Raw genomic sequence first — 16,948 nt, 5'->3', positions numbered from 1 at the left:
TCCTCGTCCGATATCGGACGATCCGGACCGCCCTTAGGCGGTCGGACCGCCGAAGATGTCGATACGGTCGCCCTCGGCGAGGGTCACGATCGCGCGCTTGCTGCCGGCACGCTGACCGAAGCCGGTCTTCGTGCGCTTGCGCTTGCCCTGGCGGTTGATCGTGTTGACCCCGGTGACCTTGACCGAGAAGACCGCCTGGACGGCCTGCTTGATCTGGGTCTTGTTGGCGTTCGGGTCGACGATGAACGTGTACTTGTTCTCGTCGAGGAGCGCGTAGCTCTTCTCGGAGACGACCGGCTTCAGCAGGACGTCACGGGGGTCCGTGTACGACTTGCTCAGCGGGGTCTCGACGGTGTTCTTGCCCTCGGTGGCGTGGCGCTTCGCCTTGGCGACGCGCGCGGCCTTGGCGGCCTTGGCGGCCTTCGAGGCGATAGCGGGGTGACGGATAGCCATCAGGCCTCGCTCCCTTCGGTGTCATTGGCCTTCGGGCCGGACACGAAGGACTCGAACGCGGACTGGGTGAAGACCACGTCGTCCGAGACGAGAACGTCGTACGTGTTCAGCTGGCCCGGCTCCAGGATGTGGACCTGGGGCAGGTTGCGGGCGGACAGCCACGCGGCCTCGTCGGAGCGCTCGGCGACCAGGAGCAGGTTCTTGCGCTCGCTGATCTTGCCGAACAGGCTCTTGGCGGCCTTGGTGGAGATCGCACCCTCGACCACGCCGGAGACGACGTGGATGCGGTTGTGACGCGCCCGGTCGGTGAGGGCACCGCGCAGGGCGGCGGCCTTCATCTTCTTCGGGGTCCGCTGCGAGTAGTCACGCGGCACGGGACCGTGCACGACGCCACCACCGGCGAACTGCGGCGCGCGGGTCGAACCCTGACGGGCGCGACCGGTGCCCTTCTGGCGGTACGGCTTCTTGCCACCACCACGGACTTCACCGCGGGTCTTGGTCTTGTGCGTGCCCTGGCGGGCAGCGGCCAGCTGCGCGACGACGACCTGGTGGATCAGCGGAACGCTGACCTTGGCGTCGAAGATCTCCGCGGGGAGCTCGACGGAACCGGCCTTCTCGCCCGCCGGCGAAAGGATGTCAACAGTGCTCATCGGTTACCTCAGGCCCCCTTGGCCGCGGTGCGGACCAGGACGAGGCCGCCGTTCGGACCGGGAACCGCGCCCTTGATGAGCAGCAGACCCTTCTCCGCGTCAACGGCGTGGACGGTCAGGTTCTGGGTGGTGACCCGCTCGTTGCCCATGCGACCCGCCATGCGGAGGCCCTTGAACACACGGCCCGGGGTGGCGCAGCCACCGATGGAACCGGGGGAGCGGTGCTTGCGCTGGGTGCCGTGACCGGCGCCGAGGCCACCGAAGTTGTGGCGCTTCATGACACCGGCGAAGCCCTTGCCCTTGCTCTTGCCGGTGACGTCGACCTTCACGCCGGCCTCGAACACCTCGGCGGTGATCTCCTGGCCCAGCGTGTACTCGGAGGCGTCCGCGGTGCGGATCTCGACGAGGTGACGACGGGGGGTGACGTCGGCCTTGGCGAAGTGGCCCTTGAGGGGCTTGTTCACCTTGCGCGGGTCGATCTCGCCGAAGGCGATCTGGACCGACTCGTAGCCGTCGACGTCGTTCGTACGAACCTGGGTCACGACGTTGGGGCCGGCCTTGACGACGGTGACCGGAACAACACGGTTGTTCTCGTCCCACACCTGCGTCATGCCGAGCTTCTCGCCCAGGATGCCCTTGATCTGCTTAGCCATTCTCAGCCCACCAGCCTCAGAGCTTGATCTCGATGTCGACACCGGCCGGCAGGTCGAGTCGCATCAGAGAGTCAACGGTCTTGGGGGTCGGGTCGAGGATGTCGATCAGGCGCTTGTGCGTGCGCATCTCGAAGTGCTCGCGCGAGTCCTTGTACTTGTGCGGCGACTTGATGACGCAGTACACGTTCTTCTCAGTGGGCAGCGGCACCGGGCCCGCGACCGACGCACCAGTGCGGGTCACCGTCTCGACGATCTTCTTCGCCGAGGAGTCGATGACCTCGTGGTCGTAGGCCTTGAGCCGGATGCGGATCTTCTGTCCCGCCATGGCTACTCAGTAGTCCTGTCTCTCTTACGCTCTGGAACCCGGCGGATTCCTTCTGCTGCCTTCGTTCCTCCGACCCACGCGGTCGGGCGTGTCGCGCTTCCGCTGACACAGATGCCCCTTGTTCGAACATCCCTGCGGGGAATGCGACGGCCCTTCCGGAACCGCGGACCGGGGACCTCGGGCCCACCGGGCGCCTGGCCGGTGCCGCGCCCACACTTCCCGGAAGATTCCCGTACGTCCGCCCCAGTGCTGCCGTAGTGGCAGTTAGGGCGACGAGTACTGTGGGACTCGCTTCCGGTCCTCCCGGCGGGAGGCGCGCAGCATCAACACTCGACCGAGCAACTCGGACAGTCTGCCATATGGGGCGGGGGCAGTGCCAATCGGGCCGAAGAGATTACCCCCGAGGTGACGTAGGTCAAACCGGGGGCGGGTCAGGGAGGGCTGTGAAGCCTCCGGGGCGACTGGCTGCTGCGAGGTCGAGTTCGAGGCGGACGCGCACCTCACCGCGGCGGGTATCGCGGAGACCCTCGACAGGGCCGCGGGGAACGCTCGCATGATGCAGCTGCGTCAGGACGACCCGCTGTGGATCGGGCCGTACGCAGTTCTGGCGGGGGTGGACGAGGAGACCGAGCGGCGTCGGACACCCGATCGACGGTACGTCGCCCGTAGCGCGGACGGCCGGCGTACGGTCCTCGCCCGTGTTCCGCACCCCGGGAGCGCCCCCGCCCGCTGGGTCGCCGAGGCCGAGGACGCCCGGCGGCTTTCACTGCCCGGCTTCGCACCCGTGACGGAGGTGGCCGACGCCTCCGGTCCGGCCTGGCACGCGGCGCCGTACACCCCCGTACTGCCCCTGGCCGCCCCGCAGCGCTTGTCACGCACGGCGGACCGCTGCCGGAGGCCGTGGTGTGCGCCCGGGGCGCGGCCCTCGCGGGCACGCCGGCCTCTCCCCCGCCGCCGTGCCGCTCGCTGTCGACGGACCGCTGCTGACGTGCTTCGGCGCGGTGCACGCCGCAGCTGAGGACGGCGGGCAGCGACTGGGGGCGGCCCGGACTCGACCCCGGGCGTCCGGCACCGGAACAGGCTCGGGCCGGCCGACCCCGGCCGCTCGGTGACGTGTACGCGCTGGACGCCGTGCGGTCGTACGCGAGCACCGGCTACGCCGTTGCGGAGCGGGAGGGGCTCCCGGCGTCGCTGCGCGACGCGATCACGGCCTGCCTGGCCCGGGACGCGGCCCGGCGGCCGTCGGCGGCCGGCCTCGCGGCCCTCTTGGCGGCGGCCCTTTCCCCGCTCCAGGCGCCCCCGCTCCCACCGTCACCGTCACCGTCACCGTCACCGGCACCGGCACCGGCACCCACGGTTCTCGACGGGCGCCCGTTCTGGCCTTCTGATCTGGTCGACCGGGGGCGCGAGGTGTGCTGGACTGGTCGTGGATCAAGATTGGGGGGAGACATGACAGCCGAGGAAACGGCCGTCCCCGCCGAGGGGCGCTCCGCGGAGGTGCGCCGAGCCGGCGACCGCGTCGAGAAGTGGTCGATCGGGTGGACGCTGTTGGCACTGGTGATGTGGGGGTGGTTCGCCTACCTGCTGCTCGCGGACTACGGCCCCGAGAACTCGGCGTACGGCGAGACCCGCAGCGCGTGCCGGGGCCCGCTGATCGAGCCCGCCTCGGCGGACACCGTCTGCGGCGAGGACCACCTGCGCCAGTGGCCGGCGCTGCTCGGCTTCCTCGCGCTCGCCGTTCTGCCCACCGTCCTGGCGGCGGCGACCACGGTGTACGCCAAGGTCCTGTCCCGGCTGACCGACCAGGCAGAAGCCCGGTCCTAGGCCCAGGGCCCCAGCCGGTGCCGCAGGTCCGTGCCGCGGCGCCACAGCGTCCGCAGTCACTCGCCGAACAGCGACCGCTGGGGCGCCGGGACCTGGGCTCAGTACGCCCGGCCGGGCGGCTGTGGGCCCCACTGCGGCGGAGGGGTCCACGCGGCGGCGAGCCGTCGGCGGTGGCGGCTGCGGCGGACGGCGGTGACGACGACGATGGTCACGGTTGTGGCGAACGCGGCGAGGAAGCAGCCGATCGCCGCGGCGATGCCGCCGATCGTGGCCCCCACCCGGGGCTTGTCCCCCAGCGCGAACTCGGCCGGCAGCTCCGAGGTGCAGGTGAGCGTGTAGTCGCCGCTGCTGCCGGGCTTGACCTCGAAGACGCGCTCCCAGGTGCGGGACCCGGCGGTGATGCGGAAGGTGCTGTCCGGCTGCGTCATCGACCCGGACCGCATCTCCGGGATCCGGCAGTCGACGTGCCCCTTCCCGGACTGGGAGACGTAGATCGCCTTGGTCTCTCCCTGGACGAAGCCGAACGTCCGCGACTCGCCGCTGGAGAAGCTGTGGGCGGTGTCGACCGAGCGCACCGTGTCCTTCACCGTCACCACGATGAACGCGGTACCGACACCGGCCAGTACGAGCCCCAGCAGCGCGGCCACCAGGTACCAGACACGCCGGGGCCGCAAGTCCTTGGCCGGGATGGCCGGCGGCGGGGTCGGCGGGCCGCCGTACGGGGCTCCCCAGGGATGCTGTATCGCCATAGCGCCGCATGGTAGGGCAAGGCGCCTCACGCCATCAGAGGTGGCGTGTGTGCACCCCCCGCCAAGTCCATCCGGCCCCGAGCACCGTTGACTGCACGGGGTTCCTCATCTCCGAGCTGTCGAAGCGGAAGGTCTCCGTCATCTCGAATCCTCCCTTGGCTCCCCGTCCGATGGTCCATTGCCGGGAGACCTTCTGCACCGGCCCGCGGCGCCATGACGCCGACGCCGGAACGCTGAGCGCGTCCCCGACCCACGTGACTTCCCGCTGCTCCTCGCTCACATGGACCTCGTGGGCCGCCGGGACGAGGCGCATCCGGATCCGATAGAGCCGGTCCAGTTGGGACCTGGCGAAGAAGGTCCGCCAGGCCGGCTCCATGACCCGGTATTCCGCCACCAGGTCGGCGCCGTCCTCCGCAGTGCCGGGGCGCACGACGTAGGGTGCGCCCGGCTGGTTGAGCCCGAGCAGACCGGCCCACAGCTCCTCGGCGGAACGCGCCACCACCTCCTTGCCGGGGTACCTCGTGTCCGTGTCCCGTCGCCTGTGGAAGAGCCCCATCAGTAAGTCCCGTTCTTCGGGCGGACCGTGCGCACGAATTCCTGGAAGTCGCCCAGGAGGGAGTCGTGTCGTGCAGCGGTGGTGGTCAAAGCCATCCTGATGAAGGCCCACTTACGAGGGTCGGTGGCGTCCGGCAAGGACAGATAGACCTGGGACTGGACGAGGTCGCGGCGCACGGCGTCGACGACGACCGAGAAGGCCAGGTTCTGCGTCAGGCCGGGCACGGCCGCGGAACCGACCTCGCGGCGGTCGATGACCACCACCTGCCCGGCGAGCTCGACCATGTGCCGCACCGACACGTCGGCGATCTCGGCCAGCGTCGCCGCGTCCGGCCGGTGTTCGCCGTCCATGGTGATGTTGGGGGTGAACCCGTTGTCGGGCTGCGGACAGAACGCCACGAAGGCCACGTCCGGAGCACCGACCTCGTCCGGTGGAGCCGTGTGCCAGCCCGGCGGCAGTCGGTATTCCACCGCCACCGGCAGCGTGTGGGGCATCTCGGCCCGTCCTTCCGCGTGGAGCGAGTCAGAAAACGCTGGTGATTCCGTGTATGGCCGAGCCGGCGACGTCACCGGCCTTGTGGAGACCGTCTCCCACCGCGTCGGCCGCACGCCCCAGGGTGTGGGAGACCTCGCCCGGATCGACGGTGACCTCGAAGCCCACGTCACCACCGAGGCCGGGGCAGGCCCCCGCCTCAGCGCCGAACTTCCACGTTCCGTCGTCCTGCTTGCCGAAGGTCAGTTTGGCCTCGGCCCCCTCACCGGCCTCGCCGTCGGCGGTGAAGCCGGCGGTGATCCCGCCGGCCTTCACGCCGCCGGCCACACCGGCCTTGAAGCCGGTGAACTCCTTCGCGCTGAGGGTGAGGCCCTCCTGGCTGACCTTGCCCTTGACGCCGGCCTCGTATCCTCCGAATCCGCTGGCGCGACCGTAGACACCGACGCCGTTGTCCTCGATGGACCCCTTGAGCATCAGCCGTTCGGCCGCGGACATCTCGGCGCCGACCGAAACGGAGTTCTTCGTCAATGCCGCGTTCGCACTGATCCGCGCTCCCGCGCTGAGATCGGCCGACCCCTCCAGCTTCAAGTCGCCATGGGTCAGGGTCCCTTCCGCCTTCACCTCGGCGAGGGTGAGATACGCCTTGGCGAAGAACTCGTAGCCGTCACCGGGACCCGCGAAGGAGAGGCCGCCGTCGAACGCCGTTGTCTTGGTCGTTCCGTGCGCTTCCCATCCGCCGGACTTCTTGCCGTTGTACTTGTCGATATCGCCCACGGCGTCGCCGTTGAATCCCCGGCCGCCCGTGGCGTCGCCGCTTGAGTCGATCACGACCTTGCCCAGCGCGGTCCGCACGCTGACGTCCGCGTCCCGCACGGCCTTCACGGCACTGTCGATGCGGTCCTGCCAGGCCTTCACGACTTCCATGGAGAACAGGTCGTCGTGCTTGACGGGGCGCCCGAGGACATCCTTCTGCCCGTTGTCGTCCCAGGAGACAACACCCTGTTCCGAGACCTTCATACCCGCGTCGATGGCATCCTGCCGCACCGACAGGACCTCGCCGACGAGCTTGCCGATCCTGGCCGCCGCTTCACGCAGCAGCGATGCCACCGCCTTGGCTTCCGTCTGCGCGTTCTGGAACTCCTGGAGGGTGATCGCGAAGCGCGCGTTGGCCATGAGGGCGGCCAGCCCCGCCGAGTTCTCACCCGTGGTGACGCTGTAGACGTCCCGTCGGTACGCCTCTTCCTGCTTCTTGAACTCGCCGGCCATGCCCTCCCAGGCGGTGGCGGCGGTGGTCAGGCCGGACAGATCAGTGTTTATGACATCGAAATAGGACGGCATTCTTCCCCCGGAGAAGTACTGACGACTGTCACAGCAGGTCCAGCGGGGAGGCGCGCCGGACGTCGGCACCCACAGCGGTGTCCGTGGTCTGGATCGTGTTGCTGCTGGCGCGCAGGGCCTTGCTCTCCGAAATCAGCCGTTCCCGCATGTAGGCCGACTGCTCCCGCCACTTCGCCAGGGCCTGCTTCAGGCCGGTGGCGAGTTCCCAGGGCTCCTGGCAGTTCGCTTCGAAGGACCTGACGGTGGACTCACTGTCCCCGTCCGCGTAGTCCCCCGCCGCCCTCGTGCCCGGCTCGATGTGCTGATCGATGGCGTTTGCCGCGGCCCGCTTCTCGGCAGGCGAGGACGCCAGATCCGGCCGACCGCTCGCGGGTCCGCCGCCACCCGGATCGGCCGGTAACTGGTTCAGCCTCATGTTCACGGACTGCCCGGCTGCGTGTCCGTGGTGCTGGCCTTGAGCGGCGTCGCCCATGTCCCTTACCCCCGCGAGGTTCCTGGCGTGTCCGCTTCACGCTAGCAACGACGGCCGGAGCAGGGGCAGTTGAGTGAAAACTGACCCCTGCCTTTGACATCGCATGACGGACGGTTGGGTCAGCTTTGACCGGTGGCCGTGACGTGATCGCATCACCGGCTGCGCGGGAAAAGCGAAGAGGCCCGTACGACCGAAGTCGTACGGGCCTCCCCTTGGGTCAAGCAGTGACCCTCAAGCAAGCGGAACTTACTTGACGATCTTGGTGACCTGGCCGGCGCCCACGGTGCGGCCACCCTCACGGATGGCGAACTTCAGGCCCTCTTCCATGGCGACGGGCTGGATGAGCGACACCGTCATCTCGGTGTTGTCACCCGGCATGACCATCTCGGTGCCCTCGGGGAGGGTCACCACGCCGGTCACGTCCGTCGTACGGAAGTAGAACTGCGGGCGGTAGTTGTTGAAGAACGGCGTGTGGCGGCCACCCTCGTCCTTGGACAGGATGTAGGCCTGGGCCTCGAACTCCGTGTGCGGGGTGACCGAGCCCGGCTTGATGATGACCTGGCCGCGCTCGACGTCCTCGCGCTTGATGCCACGGAGCAGCAGACCGACGTTCTCACCGGCCTGGCCCTCGTCGAGCAGCTTGCGGAACATCTCGATACCGGTGACCGTGGTGGTGGTCTTCTCGGTCTTGATGCCGATGATGTCGACGGTCTCGTTGACCTTCAGGACACCACGCTCGATACGGCCGGTGACGACCGTACCGCGACCGGTGATCGTGAAGACGTCCTCGATCGGCATGAGGAACGGCTTGTCGACGTCGCGCTCCGGCTGCGGGATCGACTCGTCGACGGCGTTCATCAGGTTGAGGACGGAGTCCACCCACTCCTTCTCGCCCTCGAGGGCCTTGAGAGCGGAGACCTTGACGACCGGAACGTCGTCGCCGGGGAACTCGTACTCGGAGAGGAGCTCACGGACCTCGAGCTCGACGAGCTCCAGGATCTCCTCGTCGTCCACCATGTCGGCCTTGTTCAGGGCGACGACGATGTACGGAACGCCGACCTGGCGGGCCAGGAGCACGTGCTCCTTGGTCTGCGGCATCGGGCCGTCGGTGGCGGCGACCACCAGGATCGCGCCGTCCATCTGGGCGGCACCGGTGATCATGTTCTTGATGTAGTCCGCGTGACCCGGGCAGTCGACGTGGGCGTAGTGACGCGCCTCGGTCTGGTACTCGACGTGCGCGATGGAGATGGTGATACCGCGCTGACGCTCCTCGGGCGCCTTGTCGATGTTGTCGAACGGGGTGGCCTCGTTCAGGTCCGGGTACGCGTCGTGCAGCACCTTGGTAATGGCGGCCGTGAGGGTCGTCTTACCGTGGTCGATGTGACCGATGGTGCCGATGTTGACGTGCGGCTTAGTCCGCTCGAACTTCGCCTTCGCCACTGGGGTCCTCCTGTGGAGTGGTTCTGTACGCCTTACTTCATCGGCGCCAGGTGATCTTTGCTGGGAAGCCCGGAACCCGGGGCATTCATCCGGGATTGCGACTGAATGCCCCTTGAGGCTCCGGAGTCAAGCCTAAAGCGTGTGAACGCGGTGCGTTACTCGCCCTTGGCCTTCGCGATGATCTCCTCGGCGACGTTCCGCGGAACCTCGGCGTAGGAGTCGAACTGCATCGAGTAGCTTGCGCGACCCGACGTCTTGCTGCGGAGGTCGCCGACGTAGCCGAACATCTCCGACAGGGGCACGAGGCCCTTCACGACGCGGGCACCAGCCCGCTCCTCCATGGCCTGGATCTGGCCACGGCGGGAGTTGATGTCGCCGATGACCTCACCCATGTAGTCCTCGGGCGTGGTGACCTCGACGGCCATCATCGGCTCGAGCAGCACGGGCGAAGCCTTGCGCGCGGCCTCCTTGAAGGCCTGCGAACCGGCGATCTTGAAGGCGAGCTCGGAGGAGTCGACCTCGTGGTAGCCACCGTCGATCAGGATGACGCGCACGCCGGTCATCTCGTAACCGGCCAGGATGCCGAACTGCATGGCCTCCTGCGCACCGGCGTCGACCGAAGGGATGTACTCCTTCGGGATGCGACCACCGGTCACCTTGTTCACGAACTCGTACGAGGCGTCGCCGCCCTCGATGGGCTCGATCGCGATCTGCACCTTGGCGAACTGACCGGTACCACCGGTCTGCTTCTTGTGGGTGTAGTCCACGCGCTCGACGGCCTTGCGGATCGTCTCGCGGTACGCGACCTGCGGCTTGCCGACGTTGGCCTCGACCTTGAACTCACGGCGCATACGGTCGACCAGCACCTCGAGGTGCAGCTCGCCCATACCACCGATGATGGTCTGGCCGGTCTCCTCGTCCGAGTGGACCTGGAAGGACGGGTCCTCCTCGGCCAGGCGCTGGATCGCGACGCCCAGCTTCTCCTGGTCACCCTTCGACTTGGGCTCGATGGCGACCTGGATGACCGGCGCCGGGAAGTCCATGGACTCCAGGATGACCGGGTTCTTGTCGTCGGACAGCGTCTCACCGGTGGTGGTCTGCTTCAGGCCCATGACGGCGACGATGTCGCCGGCGCCCACCGACTCGATCTCCTCACGCTTGTTGGCGTGCATGCGGTAGATCTTGCCGATGCGCTCCTTCTTGCCCTTGACGGAGTTCAGCACGGCGGTGCCGGACTCCAGGCGGCCCGAGTAGACCCGGACGAAGGTGAGCTTGCCGAGGTGCGGGTCGCTCATGATCTTGAACGCCAGCGCCGACAGCGGCTCGTCGTCGGACGGCTTGCGCTTGACGATCTCCTCCGCGTCGTTGACCGCGTGGCCCTCGATGGCCTCGATGTCAACGGGCGAGGGGAGGTAGCGCACGACCGCGTCGAGCAGGGGCTGGACACCCTTGTTCTTGAACGCGGTACCGCAGAACACCGGGGTGATGGTGGTGCCGGTGCCCTTGCCGGAGGCGATGGTGATACGACGGATCGCGGCGTACAGCTGCTCCTCGGTGGGCTCCTGGCCCTCCAGGAACAGCTCCATGATCTCTTCGTCGTTCTCGGCGACGGCCTCGACCAGCTTGCCGCGCCACTCCTCGGCGGCCTCGGCGTGGGTGTCCGGGATGTCGACGACGTCGTACATCTCACCCTTGGTGGCCTCGGCGGACCACACGAGCGCCTTCATGCGGACCAGGTCCACGACGCCCTTGAAGTCGGCCTCGGCACCGATCGGGAGCTGCATGACGATCGGCTGCGCGCCCAGGCGGTCGACGATCATGTCGACACAACGGTGGAACTCGGCACCGGTGCGGTCGAGCTTGTTGACGAAGCAGATACGCGGAACGCCGTAGCGGTCCGCCTGACGCCACACCGTCTCGGACTGGGGCTCAACGCCGGCGACGCCGTCGAACACCGTCACGGCACCGTCGAGCACGCGCAGGGAGCGCTCCACCTCGACGGTGAAGTCGACGTGACCCGGCGTGTCGATGATGTTGATGGTGTGGTCGACGTTCTCCAGCGGCCAGTGACAGGTGGTGGCAGCAGAGGTGATCGTGATGCCACGCTCCTGCTCCTGCTCCATCCAGTCCATGGTGGCAGCGCCGTCGTGGACCTCACCGATCTTGTAGGACACACCGGTGTAGAACAGGATCCGCTCGGTGGTGGTCGTCTTGCCCGCGTCGATGTGGGCCATGATGCCGATGTTGCGCACCTTGGCCAGGTCAAGCGAAGTGGTAGCCATAAGGCTTCAGTCTTCTCTCGGTCTCGATGTGGACTGCGACTACCAGCGGTAGTGCGCGAAGGCCTTGTTGGACTCGGCCATCTTGTGCGTGTCCTCGCGCTTCTTCACAGCGGCACCGAGGCCGTTGGACGCGTCGAGGAGCTCGTTGAGCAGACGCTCGGTCATGGTCTTCTCGCGACGGGCGCGGGAGTAACCGACCAGCCAGCGCAGCGCCAGGGTGTTGGCACGGCCGGGCTTGACCTCGACCGGGACCTGGTAGGTGGCGCCACCGACACGGCGGGACTTGACCTCGAGGGTCGGCTTGATGTTCTCGAGAGCGCGCTTGAGCGTGATGACCGGGTCGTTGCCGGTCTTCTCGCGCAGGCCCTCCATGGCGCCGTAAACGATCCGCTCGGCAGTCGAGCGCTTGCCGTTCAGCAGCACCTTGTTGATCAGGGAGGTCACCAGAGGAGAGCCGTAGACCGGGTCGATGATGACCGGGCGCTTCGGGGCGGGGCCCTTACGAGGCATTCTTACTTCTCCTTCTTGGCGCCGTAGCGGCTGCGGGCCTGCTTGCGGTTCTTGACACCCTGGGTGTCGAGCGAACCGCGGATGATCTTGTAGCGAACACCCGGCAGGTCCTTCACACGGCCGCCGCGCACGAGCACGATGGAGTGCTCCTGCAGGTTGTGTCCCTCACCCGGAATGTAAGCGGTGACCTCGATGCCGCTGGTCAGACGCACACGCGCGACCTTGCGGAGGGCCGAGTTCGGCTTCTTCGGGGTGGTCGTGAACACACGCGTGCAGACGCCGCGACGCTGAGGGGAACCCTCGAGTGCGGGCGTCTTGTTCTTCTCGACCTTGTCCTGCCGGCCCTTACGGACCAGCTGCTGGATCGTAGGCACTACTTCTCCGGTTTCTGTGTGCCGATGGGTACAGCTAACCTGGAACTTCGCCGACCCACGCGGTCGGGTGTGTCGAATCCCGCGGATTCTCGCCGCAAGGCGAAAGGGCGCAGATTACGGTGGCCGGTCGCGGCTCGCCATGCGGTCTGAAGGCACGCACGCGAGCCAGGGCACACCCCAGGCACAAGGTCTGAGCGTACCTACCTCATCCAGCTGGGTCAAAATGAATAGGCCAACCACGTAACCCGGGCGAGCCGCGAGACTAGGATCACCGCAGGTGTTCGGGCGAGGGGCCCGAGAAGGTGGTAACGGGGTTCGGATGGCTGTCGGTAAGGTTCTGCGGTTCGACGGGGTGCGGGGCTACGGGTTCATCGCCCCCGAGCACGGCGGGGAGGACGTCTTCCTGCACGCGAACGATCTCCTGATACCGGAGTCCTCCCTGCGGTCCGGGACGTGGGTCGAGTTCGAGATCGAGGAGGGCGACCGCGGGCCCAAGGCGTCTTCCGTGCGGCTTGCCGACCGGGCGCAACCGCCCATGATGCCTCCGCCGGCGCGGCTCCAGGTACCTCCGTCCGTGCAGGCTTTCACCGGCGGACCCGAGGACGCCGAAGATCCCACGTGCGATGTGCTCAGCGTCGCGGAGTACAGCTTCGAGGTGACGGAACTCCTGCTGACGTCGGCCCCATGGCTGACCGGGGAACAGATCACCCAGCTCCGCCGGCAGCTGGTGCAGCTCGGCAAGAGCCACGGCTGGGTCGAGGGCTGACACCCCCTGATCGCACCGCGAGCACGTACGCCTGATCGCACCGCGCGCACGTACGCCGAAGGGCGGCCACTCCCACCGGGAGTGGTCGCCCTTCAACTCATGCTGCCCGCTTACTGGTTGTACGGACCGTAGTCGTAGTCCTCCAGCGGAACGGCCTGGCCGGAGCCGGTGCCGAACGGCGAGTAGTCGATGTCGTCGTAGCCGACGGCCGAGTACATCGCGGCCTTGGCCTCCTCGGTCGGCTCGACCCGGATGTTGCGGTAGCGGGACAGGCCCGTACCGGCCGGGATGAGCTTACCGATGATGACGTTCTCCTTGAGGCCGATGAGGCTGTCGGACTTGGCGTTGATCGCCGCGTCCGTCAGAACTCGGGTCGTCTCCTGGAAGGAGGCGGCCGACAGCCAGGACTCCGTCGCCAGCGAGGCCTTGGTGATACCCATCAGCTGCGGACGACCGGAGGCCGGGTGACCGCCCTCCTGGACCACACGACGGTTCTCGGTCTCGAACTTCGAGCGCTCGACCAGCTCGCCGGGCAGCAGCTCGGCGTCGCCGGACTCGATGATCGTCACACGGCGGAGCATCTGCCGGATGATGATCTCGATGTGCTTGTCGTGGATCGACACACCCTGCGAGTTGTAGACCTTCTGGACCTCGCCGACCAGGTGGACCTGGACGGCACGCTGACCCAGGATGCGCAGCACGTCGTGCGGGTTGGTGGCACCCACGGTGAGCTGCTGGCCCACCTCGACGTGCTCGCCCTCGCTGACCAGGACCTTGGCGCGCTTGGAGATCGGGTAGGCCGTCTCGTCGCTGCCGTCGTCCGGGGTGACGACGAGCTTCTTGGTCTTCTCGGTCTCCTCGATCCGCACGCGGCCGGAGGCCTCGGAGATCGGGGCGACACCCTTCGGGGTACGGGCCTCGAAGAGCTCGACGACACGCGGCAGACCCTGGGTGATGTCGTCACCGGCCACACCACCGGTGTGGAAGGTACGCATCGTCAGCTGGGTACCGGGCTCACCGATGGACTGGGCGGCGATGATGCCGACCGCCTCACCGATGTCGACCAGCTTGCCGGTGGCCAGCGAACGGCCGTAGCACATCGCGCAGGTGCCGACGGCGGACTCACAGGTCAGGACCGAGCGGGTCTTGACCTCCGCGACACCGTTCTTGACCAGCTCGTCGATGAGCACGTCGCCGAGGTCGGTACCGGCCGGGGCCAGCACCCTGCCGTCGACCACGATGTCCTCGGCGAGGCAGCGCGCGTACACGGACGTCTCGACGTTGTCCGTCTTGCGCAGGACACCGCCCTCGCCACGCTCGGCGATCGCCAGCTTGAGGCCGCGCTCGGTGCCGCAGTCCTCCTCGCGGATGATGACGTCCTGCGAGACGTCCACCAGACGACGGGTCAGGTAACCCGAGTCGGCGGTACGCAGGGCGGTGTCCGCCAGACCCTTACGGGCACCGTGCGTGGAGATGAAGTACTCCAGCACGGACAGGCCCTCACGGAAGGACGCCTTGATCGGACGCGGGATGGTCTCGTTCTTCGCGTTCGACACCAGACCACGCATACCGGCGATCTGCCGCATCTGCATCATGTTTCCTCGGGCACCCGAGTCAACCATCATGAAGATGGGGTTGGTCTTGGGGAAGTTCTCGTTCATCGCCTCGGCGACCTCGTTGGTCGCCTTGGTCCAGATCGCGATGAGCTCCTGAGTGCGCTCTTCCTTGGTGATCAGACCGCGCTCGTACTGCTTCTGGACCTTCTCGTCCTGCGCCTCGTAGCCGCGGACGATCTCCTTCTTCGCCTCGGGAACGACGACGTCGGAGATGGCGACGGTGACACCGGAACGGGTGGCCCAGTAGAAGCCGGCCGCCTTCAGGTTGTCGAGCGTCGCCGCCACGATGACCTTCGGGTAGCGCTCGGCGAGGTCGTTGACGATCTCGGAGAGCTGCTTCTTGCCCACCGAGTAGTCCACGAACGGGTAGTCCTCAGGCAGCAGCTCGTTGAAGAGCGCACGGCCCAGGGTCGTCCGCAGGCGGAAGGTGTCACCCTGCTGCCACTCGGGCTCGCCCTCCTCGCGCGCCGGCGGGGTCCAGCCGCGCGGCGGGATGGTACCCACCGGGAAGCGGATGTCGATCGCCGACTGCAGGGCCAGCTCGCCGGCGTCGAACGCCATGATCGCCTCGGCCGTGGAGCCGAACGACCGGCCCTCGCCCTTGGTGTCACGCAGCTCGCCGTCGGTGGTGAGGAAGAACAGACCGAGGACCATGTCCTGGGTCGGCATCGTCACCGGACGGCCGTCGGCCGGCTTGAGGATGTTGTTCGAGGACAGCATCAGGATGCGGGCCTCGGCCTGCGCCTCCGCGGACAGCGGCAGGTGCACGGCCATCTGGTCACCGTCGAAGTCCGCGTTGAACGCGGTGCAGACGAGCGGGTGGATCTGGATGGCCTTGCCCTCGACCAGCTGCGGCTCGAAGGCCTGGATGCCGAGGCGGTGCAGGGTGGGAGCACGGTTCAGCAGCACCGGGTGCTCGGCGATGACCTCTTCGAGGACGTCGTACACGACCGTACGGCCGCGCTCCACCATGCGCTTGGCGCTCTTGATGTTCTGCGCGTGGTTCAGGTCGACCAGGCGCTTCATCACGAACGGCTTGAACAGCTCCAGCGCCATGGCCTTGGGCAGACCGCACTGGTGCAGCTTCAGCTGCGGACCGACGACGATGACGGAACGCGCGGAGTAGTCGACTCGCTTACCGAGCAGGTTCTGACGGAATCGCCCCTGCTTGCCCTTCAGCATGTCGCTGAGGGACTTCAGCGGACGGTTGCCGGGGCCCGTCACCGGGCGGCCACGACGGCCGTTGTCGAACAGGGCGTCGACGGCCTCCTGGAGCATGCGCTTCTCGTTGTTCACGATGATCTCGGGCGCGCCGAGGTCGAGAAGCCGCTTCAGGCGGTTGTTGCGGTTGATCACACGGCGGTACAGGTCGTTCAGGTCGGAGGTCGCGAAGCGGCCACCGTCCAGCTGCACCATCGGACGCAGGTCCGGCGGGATGACCGGGACGCAGTCCAGGACCATGCCCTTGGGGCTGTTGGAGGTCTGCAGGAACGCGGAGACGACCTTCAGCCGCTTCAGGGCGCGGGTCTTCTTCTGGCCCTTGCCGGTGCGGATGATCTCGCGGAGGCGCTCGGCCTCCTCCTCCAGGTCGAAGGACTCCAGGCGCTTCTGCAGCGCCGCGGCACCCATCGAGCCGTCGAAGTACGTGCCGAAGCGGTCACGCAGCTCGCGGTAGAGCAGCTCGTCGCCCTCGAGGTCCTGGACCTTGAGGTTCTTGAACCGGGTCCACACCTCGTCGAGGCGGTCGATCTCGCGCTGCGCACGGTCGCGCAGCTGCTTCATCTCGCGCTCGGCACCCTCGCGCACCTTGCGGCGCACGTCGGCCTTGGCGCCCTCGGCCTCCAGCTCGGCCAGGTCGGTCTCGAGCTTCTTGGCGCGGGCCTCCAGGTCGGCGTCCCGGCGGTTCTCGATCTGCTGGCGCTCGACGGAGACGTGCGCCTCCAGGGAGGGCAGGTCGCGGGTACGACGCTCCTCGTCGACGTACGTGATCATGTACGCGGCGAAGTAGATGACCTTCTCGAGGTCCTTCGGCGCCAGGTCCAGCAGGTAGCCGAGGCGCGACGGGACACCCTTGAAGTACCAGATGTGCGTGACGGGCGCGGCCAGCTCGATGTGGCCCATCCGCTCACGGCGCACCTTGGCGCGCGTGACCTCGACGCCACAGCGCTCGCAGATGATGCCCTTGAAGCGGACGCGCTTGTACTTGCCGCAGTAGCACTCCCAGTCCCGGGTCGGACCGAAGATCTTCTCGCAGAAGAGTCCGTCCTTTTCGGGCTTGAGGGTGCGGTAGTTGATGGTCTCGGGCTTCTTGACCTCGCCGTGGCTCCACTGACGGATGTCGTCAGCGGTGGCCAGGCCGATCCGGAGCTCGTCGAAGAAGTTGACGTCGAGCACTATGCGTCAATCCCTCTCAGGGTCGAAAGTCTTTGGTCTGAAACGGGGGCCTGG

16 protein-coding genes are annotated in these 16,948 nt (G+C 67.5%); 2 read left to right on the top strand and 14 right to left on the bottom strand.

Going from position 1 to position 16,948, the window contains the following annotated elements; all coding sequences use genetic code 11:
• Nucleotides 1-33 precede the first annotated feature (33 nt).
• From rplW to rpsJ, 4 genes are read right to left on the bottom strand one after another with little or no spacing between them, the layout of a single operon-like run.
• A complete protein-coding gene (gene rplW / locus ACWC94_RS16890; RefSeq protein ID WP_399412052.1) occupies nucleotides 34-453 on the bottom strand; it encodes a 50S ribosomal protein L23 in 420 nt (139 codons plus the stop codon).
• Nucleotides 453-1,103 (bottom strand): 50S ribosomal protein L4, encoded by a 651-nt coding sequence (gene rplD / locus ACWC94_RS16885; protein ID WP_450797315.1) that lies wholly within the window; start codon nucleotides 1,101-1,103, stop codon nucleotides 453-455. Before rplD ends, rplW begins: the two co-directional genes overlap by 1 nt.
• Nucleotides 1,104-1,111: 8 nt before the next feature.
• Nucleotides 1,112-1,756 carry a 50S ribosomal protein L3 gene (rplC, locus tag ACWC94_RS16880; protein ID WP_103781446.1) on the bottom strand — a complete coding sequence of 215 codons (645 nt, stop codon included), beginning with the start codon at nucleotides 1,754-1,756 and terminating at the stop codon, nucleotides 1,112-1,114.
• A 16-nt stretch (nucleotides 1,757-1,772) separates the two neighbouring features.
• Complete coding sequence (gene rpsJ / locus ACWC94_RS16875; RefSeq protein ID WP_003948644.1) at nucleotides 1,773-2,081, bottom strand: 30S ribosomal protein S10; 309 nt, start codon at nucleotides 2,079-2,081, stop codon at nucleotides 1,773-1,775.
• Nucleotides 2,082-3,530: 1,449 nt separating this feature from the next.
• Between rpsJ and ACWC94_RS16870 the strand changes: the two genes are divergently transcribed.
• Nucleotides 3,531-3,905, top strand: coding sequence for a hypothetical protein (locus tag ACWC94_RS16870; protein WP_450797313.1), 375 nt, complete (start codon nucleotides 3,531-3,533; stop codon nucleotides 3,903-3,905).
• Nucleotides 3,906-4,003: 98 nt separating this feature from the next.
• On the opposite strand, the gene ACWC94_RS16865 is transcribed toward ACWC94_RS16870, so the two are convergent.
• The 9 genes from ACWC94_RS16865 to rpsL form a co-directional block, all read right to left on the bottom strand.
• Nucleotides 4,004-4,654 carry a serine/arginine repetitive matrix protein 2 gene (locus tag ACWC94_RS16865; protein WP_450797311.1) on the bottom strand — a complete coding sequence of 217 codons (651 nt, stop codon included), beginning with the start codon at nucleotides 4,652-4,654 and terminating at the stop codon, nucleotides 4,004-4,006.
• Nucleotides 4,655-4,688: 34 nt separating this feature from the next.
• Nucleotides 4,689-5,210 (bottom strand): hypothetical protein, encoded by a 522-nt coding sequence (locus tag ACWC94_RS16860; RefSeq protein ID WP_450797309.1) that lies wholly within the window; start codon nucleotides 5,208-5,210, stop codon nucleotides 4,689-4,691.
• Nucleotides 5,210-5,704, bottom strand: a complete 495-nt coding sequence (locus ACWC94_RS16855) for a hypothetical protein (RefSeq protein WP_450797307.1) — start codon at nucleotides 5,702-5,704, stop codon at nucleotides 5,210-5,212. The genes ACWC94_RS16860 and ACWC94_RS16855 overlap by 1 nt, the downstream gene beginning before the upstream one ends.
• A gap of 28 nt (nucleotides 5,705-5,732) precedes the next feature.
• A complete protein-coding gene (locus ACWC94_RS16850; RefSeq protein ID WP_450797306.1) occupies nucleotides 5,733-7,040 on the bottom strand; it encodes a hypothetical protein in 1,308 nt (435 codons plus the stop codon).
• Nucleotides 7,041-7,068: 28 nt separating this feature from the next.
• Nucleotides 7,069-7,455, bottom strand: coding sequence for a hypothetical protein (locus tag ACWC94_RS16845; protein ID WP_450797304.1), 387 nt, complete (start codon nucleotides 7,453-7,455; stop codon nucleotides 7,069-7,071).
• A gap of 303 nt (nucleotides 7,456-7,758) precedes the next feature.
• Entirely contained in the window at nucleotides 7,759-8,952 is a 1,194-nt protein-coding gene (tuf, locus tag ACWC94_RS16840; RefSeq protein WP_031167057.1) for an elongation factor Tu, read from the bottom strand.
• A gap of 155 nt (nucleotides 8,953-9,107) precedes the next feature.
• On the bottom strand, nucleotides 9,108-11,234 hold the full coding sequence (gene fusA / locus ACWC94_RS16835; protein WP_450797302.1) for an elongation factor G: 2,127 nt from the start codon (nucleotides 11,232-11,234) through the stop codon (nucleotides 9,108-9,110).
• Nucleotides 11,235-11,273: 39 nt separating this feature from the next.
• Nucleotides 11,274-11,744 carry a 30S ribosomal protein S7 gene (gene rpsG / locus ACWC94_RS16830; protein ID WP_003998848.1) on the bottom strand — a complete coding sequence of 157 codons (471 nt, stop codon included), beginning with the start codon at nucleotides 11,742-11,744 and terminating at the stop codon, nucleotides 11,274-11,276.
• A 2-nt stretch (nucleotides 11,745-11,746) separates the two neighbouring features.
• Entirely contained in the window at nucleotides 11,747-12,118 is a 372-nt protein-coding gene (gene rpsL, locus ACWC94_RS16825) for a 30S ribosomal protein S12 (RefSeq protein ID WP_003948652.1), read from the bottom strand.
• A 319-nt stretch (nucleotides 12,119-12,437) separates the two neighbouring features.
• Here rpsL and ACWC94_RS16820 point away from each other — a divergent pair, with 319 nt between their 5' ends.
• Nucleotides 12,438-12,884 (top strand): cold-shock protein, encoded by a 447-nt coding sequence (locus tag ACWC94_RS16820; RefSeq protein WP_450797301.1) that lies wholly within the window; start codon nucleotides 12,438-12,440, stop codon nucleotides 12,882-12,884.
• 110 nt (nucleotides 12,885-12,994) lie between these two features.
• On the opposite strand, the gene ACWC94_RS16815 is transcribed toward ACWC94_RS16820, so the two are convergent.
• Entirely contained in the window at nucleotides 12,995-16,894 is a 3,900-nt protein-coding gene (locus ACWC94_RS16815) for a DNA-directed RNA polymerase subunit beta' (RefSeq protein ID WP_450797300.1), read from the bottom strand.
• Between the last annotated feature and the right edge of the window lie 54 nt (nucleotides 16,895-16,948).

The organism is Streptomyces sp. NPDC001135 (genome assembly GCF_053598395.1).
The sequence above is the reverse complement of the archived record's forward strand: the minus strand, read 5'-3'. Positions and strand labels throughout refer to the sequence as shown.